This window comes from Nevskia sp., assembly GCF_023266035.1.
Classification (GTDB): domain Bacteria; phylum Pseudomonadota; class Gammaproteobacteria; order Nevskiales; family Nevskiaceae; genus Nevskia.
This window is the reverse complement of the sequence record NZ_JAHFRY010000035.1, coordinates 1-10,334: the sequence shown is the minus strand read 5'-3', so window position 1 is coordinate 10,334 and position 10,334 is coordinate 1. Positions and strand designations below refer to the sequence as shown.

The following is a 10,334-nucleotide window of genomic DNA, read 5'->3' as shown; positions in this document are numbered from 1 at the left end:
CGCGCCGCCGGCAAACTGCTGGAAGGCAAGAAGGACATCCCGACCCGCCTGTGGATCGCCCCGCCGACCAAGATGGACGCCGCCAAGCTGACCCAGGAAGGCGTCTATAACACCTTCGGCACCGCCGGTGCGCGCACCGAAATGCCGGGCTGCTCGCTGTGCATGGGCAACCAGGCGCAGATCAAGGAAGGCTCGACGGCGATCTCGACGTCGACCCGCAACTTCCCGAACCGCCTCGGCAAGAACACCAACGTGTATCTGGGCTCGGCGGAACTGGCGGCCATCGCCTCGAAGATGGGCAAGCTGCCGACGGTGGCGGAATACCTGGCCGAGATGGGCATCGTCACCCAGCATTCGGAGCAGATCTACCAGTACCTGAACTTCAACCAGATCGACGAATATGTCGAAACGGCAAAGTCGACGGTCGAGGCCTGAATAGCGGCGCGATGAACGTCGCCGGCTCAGCCTTCGGGCGCCGGTGAAGATCGAAGCCCGTCGGCGCAAGCCGGCGGGCTTTTTTTGTGCCTTCGGCTGGAACTGCGCTTAAGCCATACTCGCAAAGCGGGCTGAACTTCCATCGACTGCAAACCCTCTGAAGTCCGTCATCGCCCTGCCAGCGGCACACACCACTGGCAAAGGCACCATCAAGGAGAACGACTGTGACCGATAGCTACAAAGCCAAATCCACGCTCACCGTCGGATCGAAAAGCTACGGCTACTACGATCTGACCCAGCTGGACAGCCATTTCGGGGGGGCATTCAAGGTCGCGAGGCTCCCGTACTCGTACAAGATCCTGCTCGAAAACCTGCTCCGTCACGAAGACGGCGTGAGCACCACCGCCGACGACATCAAGGCGCTGGCCACGGCGGATCTGAAGAAGGTTCCAGCCAAGGACATCAACTTCACGCCGGCGCGCGTGATCCTGCAGGACTTCACCGGCGTGCCCTGCGTGGTCGATCTCGCGGCGATGCGCGATGCGATCAAGACGCTGGGCGGCGACGCCACCAAGGTCAATCCGCTGTGCCCGGTGGAACTGGTCATCGATCACTCGGTGATGATCGATCACTACGGTTCCAGGGAAGCGCTGGACCTCAATGCCAAGGTCGAATTCCAGCGTAACGAAGAGCGCTATACCTTCCTGCGCTGGGGCCAGGAAGCACTGAAGAACTTCAAGGCCGTGCCACCGGATACCGGCATCGTCCATCAGGTCAACATCGAATACCTCGCCAGAGTCGTGTTCCAGAACGACGACGGGATGCTCTACCCCGATAGCTGCTTCGGCACCGATTCGCACACCACGATGGTTAACGGCATCGGCGTGCTCGGCTGGGGCGTCGGCGGTATCGAAGCGGAAGCGGCGATGCTCGGCCAGCCGTCGTCGATGCTGATTCCGGAAGTCATCGGCGTGCGTGTCAGCGGCAAGCTCGCCGAAGGCGCCACTGCGACTGATCTGGTGCTGACTGTCACCGAGATGCTGCGCAAGCGCGGCGTGGTCGAGAAGTTCGTCGAATTCTTCGGCCCGGGCCTCGCCAATCTGTCGGCCTCGGATCGCAACACCATCGCCAACATGGGCCCGGAATACGGCGCCACCTGCGGCATCTTCCCGATCGACAACGAAACCCTGAACTACCTGCGCCTGACCGGCCGCAGCGACGAGCAGATCGCCATCGTCGAGGCCTACGCCAAGGCCCAGGGCATGTGGTGGACGCCGGACGCGCCGGAAGCGGAATACACCGACGTGCTGGCGCTCGATCTGTCGACGATCCTGCCCAGCCTCGCCGGCCCGAAGCGTCCGCAGGACCGTGTGTTGCTCACCGACATGAAGACCAACTTCCGCAAGGCTTTCGAAGCCGAGCAGAAGGCGCGTCCGTCGAAGGGCCCGGCCACGGTCACCGACCGTGGCGAGACTTATCAGTTGAAGGATGGCGCTGTCGTCATTGCCGCGATCACCTCCTGCACTAACACCTCGAACCCGAGCGTCCTGATCGGTGCCGGCCTGCTCGCCCGCAAGGCGCGCGCGCTGGGCCTGAAGAGCCAGCCCTGGGTCAAGACCTCGCTGGCGCCCGGCTCGAAAGCGGTCACCGAGTATCTGAAGAAAGCCGGCCTGATCGAAGATCTCGAATACCTCGGCTTCCACATCGTCGCCTACGGCTGCACCACCTGCATCGGCAACTCCGGTCCGCTGAACGAGCCGATCGGCAAGGCGATCCAGGACAACACGCTGAGCGTGTCGGCGGTGCTGTCCGGCAATCGCAACTTTGAAGGTCGTGTCCATCAGGACGTGCGGATGAACTACCTCGCCTCGCCGCCTCTGGTGGTCGCCTACGCGATTGCCGGTTCGACCGATCTCGATCTCACCAGCGAAGCGCTCGGCACCTCGAGCGAAGGCATGCCGGTGTTCCTCAAGGACATCTGGCCGAGCAACCAGGAAATCCAGGAAGCGGTCACCAAGGCGGTGACGGCCGATCTGTTCAAGGCCAGCTACGGCGAAGTGCTGAAGGGCGATGCCCGCTGGCAGGCGATCAAGATCGCAAAGTCGGAAACCTATCCCTGGGATGCCAAGAGCACCTACGTGCAGAACCCGCCGTACTTCACTGGCATGACCATGACGCCTCCGGGCATCCTGCCGATCAAGGGTGCGCGCGTTCTGGCCGTGCTCGGCGACTCGATCACCACCGATCACATCAGCCCGGCCGGTGACATCAAGAAGGACGGTCCGGCCGGCAAGTACCTGATGGAGCACGGCGTGCAGCGCGCCGACTTCAACAGCTTCGGCTCACGCCGCGGCAACCACGAAATCATGATGCGCGGCACCTTCGCCAACACCCGCATCAAGAACGCGATGACGCCGGGTGTCGAAGGTGGCGTCAGCCGTTACATCAATGGTTCCGCGGGCCCGGTCGAAGCGATCTACGACGTGGCGATGAAGTACGCCGCCAGCAGCACGCCGCTGGTGGTCCTCGCCGGCAAGGAATACGGCACCGGCTCGTCGCGTGACTGGGCGGCCAAGGGCACCATCCTGCTCGGCGTCAAGGCGGTGATCTCGGAAAGCTTCGAGCGCATCCACCGCGCCAACCTGGTCGGCATGGGCGTGCTGCCGCTGAACTTCGTCGACGGCCAGTCCGCGGTCTCGCTGGGTCTGGACGGCACCGAAGTGTTCGACTTCGACGGCCTCGTCGATGGCGCGACCTCGGTCACCGTCACTGCCAAGAAGGCCGACGGCAAGCTCACGAGCTTCACCGCCAAGGTCCGCATCAACACGACGGTGGAATGGTCGTACTACAAGCACGGCGGCGTGCTGCAGTACATGCTGAGACAGATGGCGGCGTAAGCGTTTGTCTGACTTCAGGATGTGATGAACAGGGCGGCGCGAGCCGCCCTTTTTTGTCTGCGGCCCGCATGCAGGACGCGGCTGCCGTGCCTTCACCTGACAGGAATTCTCCATGCGTCGGACCCGGTTCATCGCCATCCCGATTGTCCTGGCCATGCTCTTCCTGCGAGGCTGTGGTAGCTCCGGCGCGCCGCTTGCCCAATCCCCACCTCGCGCGGGCAAACTGTCGCTGATGCCGCACGCGACGACGCCGTAGCTCCGGGCACTGATCGAAGTATCCTTATCGTCACATCCACTTCATCGATGCCACGACGCTGCATCGTGCATCCTTCCCCTTGCTCATGAACGCTGCGTTGCCTGCTGACTCGAATCCCCAGTCGCTAGCCGATCCGGCGACCAAGAAGCTCAGAGCGCGAAAGCACAAGCACGCCGCGCGCAACGACCTGCGCCTGTCGACAAGCTACGAAGAATGGGCCGAGCAGGCCCGCGCGCTCGATGAACTCAGCGGCCGTGCGAAGTGGCGGGTTCGCGAGCCTTCGAATCTTTATGACCACGCGATGATCCGCGCCCGGCTCGATCAGCTGATCGCGCTGCGTGCCGCCGGTGACAGCCACGGTCTGGTGTTCGCGATCGAGGAAGGCGTGCACGGCAACCTCGGCGGCATGGGCAAGCCGGTGCTGCATACCAAGGCCTACTTCGGCACCAAGACGCTGATCAGCAACTTCGTCGATACCGTCTGCGACACCCTGCTGCACATCGAAAGCCTGCCCGAACACGAAGTGCCCGAGGCGGTGAAGCTCGATCTGTTCCGCCGCGCCAGCCATTGCTACGGCCGCTCGGCGCTGATGATGTCGAGCGGCGGCATGCTGATGTTCTTCCACTTCGGCGTCGCCAAGGCGTTGTTCGATGAAGGCGTGCTGCCGTCGGTGATCTCCGGCTCCAGCGCCGGCGCCATCGTCGCCGCTGTGATCGGCACCCGCAGCGACGACGAACTGCGCGGCTTCCTGACCCCGGAAAACATCTTCTTCGGCGAACCCTGGAGCCCGAACCTGCTGGAGCGCACCACGGGGCTGCGGCGCTTCTTCGGCGCCACCTCGTTCGATGCCACTTTCGATCGCCTGATTCCGGACCTGACCTTCCGCGAAGCCTTCGAGCGTTCGGGCCGCAACATCAGCATCTCGGTCAGTCCCTGCGAGCGGCATCAGAGCCCGCGCCTGCTCAACGCGATCACCTCGCCACATGTGCTGATCCGCTCGGCGGTGCGCGCGTCCTGCGCGGTGCCAGGCCTGTTCGAACCGGTGCAGTTGCTGGCGCGCGATGCCCAGGGCAACACCGTGCCGTATCTGAAAGCGCGCTGGATCGACGGCGTGTTCGCTGCCGATCTGCCGGCCAAGCAGCTGGCCCGTCTGTACGGCACCAATCACTACACGGTCAGCTACATCAACCCGGTGTTGATGCCGATGTTCCGCGATCACAAGCTCAAGCAGAACCATCTGCGGCCGCTGCTCGACATGATGAAAAGCTCCGCGCGTGGCGTGCTCAAATCCACCGACGTGATGCTCGGCAAATATCTGCCGACCTCGACCGCTGGCTCGGTCAACAAGATCGTTCACGATCTGCTGTCGCAGCAGTACACCGGCGACATCAACATCACGCCGGAACGCCGGCTGGTATCGCCGCTGAAGCTGGTGTCGCCGATGACCCATCGCGAGATCGGCGACATGCTGCTCGAAGGTCAGCGCCAGACCTGGCCGCGCATCGAGATGATCCGCCTGTCGTCGAAGATCAGCCGCACGCTGAGCGACATTCTTGCCCGCTACGAGCCGAGCCTGCAGGTGGCCGATGTCGCCGACTGAAGATCCCTATGCCGCGATGAAGGCCGCCCAGCGTGAGGGCTGGGGCCTGTTTGCGCCGATTGCGCCGTTCACCACGCCGGCTGCGGCGGCCCTGGTCCGTTACGCCGGCATCGCGGCTGGCGAGGCCGTGCTCGACGTCGCTTGCGGCACCGGCGTCGTGGCACTTACTGCGGCGCTGCGCGGAGCGACCGTCAAAGGTCTGGACCTTGCGCCGGCGTTGCTGGTCGATGCACGACGCAATGCGGCGATCGTCGACGCTGCGATCGATTTCACCGAAGGTGATGTCGAAGCGCTGCCCTACGCCGATGCGAGTTTCGACGTGGTGCTCAGCCAGTTCGGCCACATGTTCGCGCCGCGCCCGGAACGGGCGATCGCCGAGATGCTGCGCGTGCTGAAACCCGGTGGCCGCATCGCTTTCTCGACCTGGCCACCGGAACTGGTCATCGGGCGTCTGTTCGATCTGGTCGGCAGCTATCTGCCAGCCCCGCCCGGTGCTGCGGCACCGAGTAGCTGGGGCGAAACCTCGAACATCCGGCGCTGGCTCAGCTATGCGGTGAGCGGGATCGAATTTCACCGTGACGAAATGACCATCCCCGCGCTGAGCCCGCGCCATTACGGGGCCAACATGGAACACACGGCAGCGCCGTTCATCAAGGTGGTCCAGACCCTCGGCGATCAGCCGGAACGGCTTGCCGCCTTCCGTGCCGAAGTCGTCGCCATCGTCGAGAGCTACTTCGTCGATAACCGCGTACGTCAGTCCTACCTGATGACGCGGGCGAGCAAGCGCTGAGCGTCGCTCACTTCAGATAGTGCACGTACAGAGTCACGTTGCGCAGGTTCGGCTCGACACCAAGACCCGCTCCGCGTTGCACGGCAAAGCGCACCCCGGTTTCCTGCTGCAGCCGCTCGGCCAGATCCTTCGCCGCAGGCAGTGCCGGCGTTGCGTAGTAGAAGACGGTCGACTGCGTGGCGAACCAGCTGGGTCTGCTGTCGTAGCTCGCCGACACATTGCTGATCTGGTAGCCGCGCGCTTCGAGGGCAGCGTTGATCCGCTCGCGGACAGCGGCATCGAAACCGACGGTCTGGAAGCCGACGATGTAACGGCTGGCGGGCGGTGGCGGTGCCGCGGCGAGCACTTCCACGGGTGCCGCGGCAGCCGGACGATCGGCACTCGCGACCAGCTGCTCATTCGACAGCAGGCGCTCGTCGACCTTGGTCTGCACCGTCTGCACGTTCTCCGAAAGGGTTCGATTGCCCTGCTGCAGTTCGACGATCTGCGCCTTCAGCTGGCCATCGCCACCGACGATCTGCGTGCTGGCTTCGCCCAGCGTTTTCGCCAGCTCTTCGTTCTTGCGCTGCAGTTGGGAGATCGTCTCCTGCGCCTTCTGCAACGCGCTGTCGGTTTCGGTCAACGAGGCCTGCCATTTGAAGCCAGCAACATTGCCTTCCTTGAATCCCGCCGCCACCAACATCGCGTTGAACTGCATCGGGAACACCAGCAGCAGGACCGCGAGCAGGAACAGCGATCCGTCCCGCAGCAGCGCGACCAGGTCCTTGCCCAGCGAGATGATCGACGCTATGACGGTTGCGATCGAACGAGGTTTGGCGGGATCGTCAGCCACAGGTGCATGCTCCGATTTCACGCTGCGAGGGCAGCACATTTCCCTCATGCTCGTCGGTGGTGGACATCGATGCAACCGCATTCACTGATCTGCCTTCCACGCCTGCCCCTTCATCCACCCTTCACGCTCCGTAGACCATGAATCTCCCCTTTCGCCCTATCGCCTGTGCGCTGCTGACCGGTGCCTGCCTTGTCCTCTCGGCACCGAGCCACGCCGAGGCCAATCGCGATCAGCTCACGCTGTCGAACTGGCTGAAGTTCGTGCCGGCAGCCGGTGCCGCCGCGTACTCCACTTACCAGGGCGATTACCGGGGCCTGTTGCAACTGGGCACCGAAGTGGCAGTGACCGTCGCCGCGACGCAGGGACTCAAGGAAGCCTTCAAGAACGGCGACTGGGGCACGCGTCCCGATGGCGGCAGCAAATCGTTTCCGTCCGGTCACACCTCATTCGCCTGCTCGGGCGCGGCCTATCTCGGCGAGCGTTACGGCTGGCAGGAAGCGGCACCGGTGTATGCGATCTCGGCCTGGGTGGCGTACATCCGGGTCAACGAAGACAAGCACTACGTCCGCGATGTGGTCGCCGGCTGCGCGCTGGCCTGGGGCATCTCGAAGTTCGTCGTCAAACCCTATGTGCCGGCGCAGGTTGCAGTGACGCCGGTGATCGGGCCGGGACAGATCGGCCTGAACGTATCGGCAAACTGGTAAGGCTTCTTTCAGGCCGCGCCGACGCAGGCGATCGCTTCATCGCACCAGGCGATGGTGGTGCGCTCGGTGAGGATGCCCATGCGCAGGCCGAGGTAACGGCCACGCTTGCGGGCGTTGAGCACGGTCGGATCCGGGTAGTGCTCGGCCATGATCGATTCGTAGCGAGCAAGGCGTTCGATGTGCAGCGCCCGGCGTCGCCCCAGTTCCATCACCAAGGTGTCGCGGTTCGCGCCTTCCAGCGCGAACAGCTTGACCAGCAGTTCTTCCTTGAAGCTCGGTGGGCTGGTCGGCTCGGTCAGCCAGGCATCGAGCGCCTGCCGACCTTCGCTGGTCAGCTCGTAGACGATCCGGTTCGGCCGGTCGGCCTGTTCGATCGTCTCGCCACGCACCCACCCTGCCCGCGCCAGCTTGTGCAGCTCCTGGTAGATCTGCTGATGGCTGACCGGCCAGAAGAAGCCGACGGTCTGATCGAAGCGCTTGGCAAGGTCGTAACCCGAATGCGAGCGATCGAGCAGCGATACCAGGATGGCATGGGAAAGCGCCATGGCTTAGCTGCTCAGGCTGCCAGCAGACGCTGACGTGCCGCGTCGTACTCGCGCGCCAGACGGCCGACGAGATCGTCGACACTGCCGATAGCCTTCACCGCACCGATACCCTGGCCGCAGCCCCAGATGGTCTTCCAGGCCTTGGCGTCGGTATTGCCGCCGGAGCCGAAATCCATCTTGCTCGGATCGGATTCCGGCAGCTTGTCCGGGTCCAGGCCAGCGCTGATGATCGACGGCCGCAGATAGTTGCCGTGCACGCCGGTGAACAGATTGGAATAGACGATGTCGTCCGCACCGCAGTCGACGATGAACTGCTTGTAGCGCTCGTCGGCATTGGCCTCCTTGGTGGCGATGAACGCCGAGCCGATGTAGGCGAGATCAGCGCCCATCGCCAGCGCTGCGAGCACCGAGCTGCCGGTGGCGATCGAACCCGACAGCAGCAGCGGGCCATCGAACCATTCGCGAATTTCCTGGATCAGCGCGAACGGCGAGGTGGTGCCGGCGTGGCCACCGGCGCCGGCGGCGACCGCGATCAGACCGTCGGCGCCCTTCTCGATCGCTTTCTTCGCGAACTTGTTGTTGATGATGTCGTGCAGGGTGATGCCGCCGTAGGAGTGGATCGCGTCGTTCAGATCGGTGCGGGCACCGAGCGAAGTGATGACGATCGGCACCTTGTACTTCACACACATCTCGATGTCGTGGTCGAGGCGGTTGTTCGATTTATGGACGATCTGGTTGACCGCAAACGGCGCCGCCGGACGATCCGGATTCGCCTGGTTATGGCGATCGAGTTCTTCGGTGATCCGCTGCAGCCATTTGCCGAGTTCCTCCGCCGGCCGCGCATTGAGCGCCGGAAACGAGCCGACCACACCCGCCTTGCACTGCGCGATCACCAGATCCGGGTTCGAGATGATGAACAGCGGCGACGCCACGACCGGAATCCGGAGGCGGTTGCGAAGCAGGGCCGGCAGCGACATGTGGAGAACCTCGTCAATGAATGAGAGGCGTAGTTTATATGCGTGATTTTGCTTAAGCAATAATTTGCATAATAACGTCTGACCAGCTGTTTGCTGGCTTTGTAAAACTGACCGGGAAGTTGAAAAGAATACACATGTGCACAGCGATCCTGTCTCGTACAATGCGCTTGCCATCTGCGTGAACAGACATTAGGTTCCCGGCCCGAACCTCCCCCGGCATCGCCGGCATCGGCTACTGGGAGCGAGGCTTGCTCGGGCTCTAAGCTTCGCCCGTTGCGCCTTCTTGCCGTGCTTCCTTGTTCTGCAACGAGCCGCCGAGCGCTTTCCAGGGTGCATCGATACCCGTGCAGCCTTCTTCAACCCTCCGGAAACCGGCATCACTCATGAGCAAGCTTCCTCAGTCCTTGCATCAACCATCACATCGTCGGACCAGCCTCTTCATCTCGGGCTTGTTGACGGTCTTGCTGGCCGCCTGCGGTGCGGACAGCCGCCAGGCAGTTTCGGCAGGCTATGGCGCCAATCCCGATCTGCCGGCACCGAGCACCACCTTGCTGCCGACCGTCAATATCGCCACCGCGAAAGGCTGGCCGGAGGGCCGCACGCCGCGCGCTGCGCCCGGCTTCAAAGTGAACGCGTTCGCCAGCGGCCTGGACCATCCGCGCTGGCTGCTGGTACTGCCGAACGGTGACGTGCTGGTCGCTGAAACCAATGGCCCGAAGCGCCCGGACGACTCGACCGGCATCCGCGGCTGGGTGATGGAGAAAGTCATGAGCAAGGCCGGCGCCGGCACGCCAAGCGCCGATCGCATCAGTCTGCTGCGCGATACCGATACCGATGGTGATGGTGTGGCCGAAACCAAAAGTGCGCTGCTGACCGGGCTGCATTCACCGTTCGGCATGGCACTGGTCGGCAATCAACTGTTCGTGGCGAACACCGATGCCGTGGTCAGTTTCCCGTATGTCAGCGGCGAAACCACCCTCAATGGCAATGACGCGACCGTCGTCACGCCATTGCCGGCCGGGCCGATCAATCACCACTGGACCAAGAACCTGATCGCCAATGCCGAGGGCACCAAGCTCTACGTGACGGTGGGCTCTAACAGCAACGTCGCCGAGAACGGCATCGATGCTGAAACCGACCGCGCGGCAATCCTCGAGGTCGATATCGCCACCGGCGCCTACCGGGTGTTTGCCTCCGGCCTGCGCAATCCGAACGGCCTCGCCTGGCAGCCGGAAAGCGGCGCTCTGTGGACGGCAGTCAACGAGCGTGACGAGATCGGCAACGATCTGGTGCCGGAT

Annotated in this window: 8 protein-coding genes and 1 pseudogene; 6 read left to right on the top strand and 3 right to left on the bottom strand. The window is 63.5% G+C overall.

What is annotated here, in order from left to right; genetic code table 11:
* The 4 genes from Q0D45_RS07220 to Q0D45_RS07205 form a co-directional block, all read left to right on the top strand.
* The coding region (locus tag Q0D45_RS07220) for an aconitase family protein (RefSeq protein ID WP_293390572.1) at positions 1-435 on the top strand (435 nt) is incomplete at its 5' end.
* Between the two features lie 224 nt (positions 436-659).
* The gene (acnA, locus tag Q0D45_RS07215) at positions 660-3,332 is read left to right on the top strand and encodes an aconitate hydratase AcnA (RefSeq protein WP_293390569.1); all 2,673 of its coding nucleotides are present in this window, start codon (positions 660-662) and stop codon (positions 3,330-3,332) included.
* A gap of 341 nt (positions 3,333-3,673) precedes the next feature.
* Entirely contained in the window at positions 3,674-5,188 is a 1,515-nt protein-coding gene (locus Q0D45_RS07210; protein WP_293390566.1) for a DUF3336 domain-containing protein, read from the top strand.
* A complete protein-coding gene (locus Q0D45_RS07205) occupies positions 5,175-5,978 on the top strand; it encodes a class I SAM-dependent methyltransferase (protein WP_293390563.1) in 804 nt (267 codons plus the stop codon). Before Q0D45_RS07210 ends, Q0D45_RS07205 begins: the two co-directional genes overlap by 14 nt.
* Before the next feature lie 7 nt (positions 5,979-5,985).
* Here Q0D45_RS07205 and Q0D45_RS07200 read toward each other — a convergent pair whose 3' ends face one another.
* Positions 5,986-6,810: a hypothetical protein gene (locus Q0D45_RS07200; protein WP_293390560.1), complete on the bottom strand. Its 825-nt coding sequence runs from the start codon at positions 6,808-6,810 to the stop codon at positions 5,986-5,988.
* Between the two features lie 137 nt (positions 6,811-6,947).
* Here Q0D45_RS07200 and Q0D45_RS07195 point away from each other — a divergent pair, with 137 nt between their 5' ends.
* Positions 6,948-7,514 (top strand): phosphatase PAP2 family protein, encoded by a 567-nt coding sequence (locus tag Q0D45_RS07195; protein WP_293390558.1) that lies wholly within the window; start codon positions 6,948-6,950, stop codon positions 7,512-7,514.
* Between the two features lie 8 nt (positions 7,515-7,522).
* Here the strand turns inward: Q0D45_RS07195 and Q0D45_RS07190 are convergent, their stop codons facing one another.
* Both Q0D45_RS07190 and Q0D45_RS07185 read right to left on the bottom strand, forming a co-directional pair.
* A complete protein-coding gene (locus Q0D45_RS07190) occupies positions 7,523-8,059 on the bottom strand; it encodes a PadR family transcriptional regulator (RefSeq protein ID WP_293390555.1) in 537 nt (178 codons plus the stop codon).
* A gap of 11 nt (positions 8,060-8,070) precedes the next feature.
* A complete protein-coding gene (locus Q0D45_RS07185) occupies positions 8,071-9,036 on the bottom strand; it encodes a nitronate monooxygenase family protein (RefSeq protein WP_293390552.1) in 966 nt (321 codons plus the stop codon).
* A gap of 383 nt (positions 9,037-9,419) precedes the next feature.
* Here Q0D45_RS07185 and Q0D45_RS07180 point away from each other — a divergent pair.
* Positions 9,420-10,334, top strand: a pseudogene (locus tag Q0D45_RS07180) (PQQ-dependent sugar dehydrogenase); the annotation flags it as partial.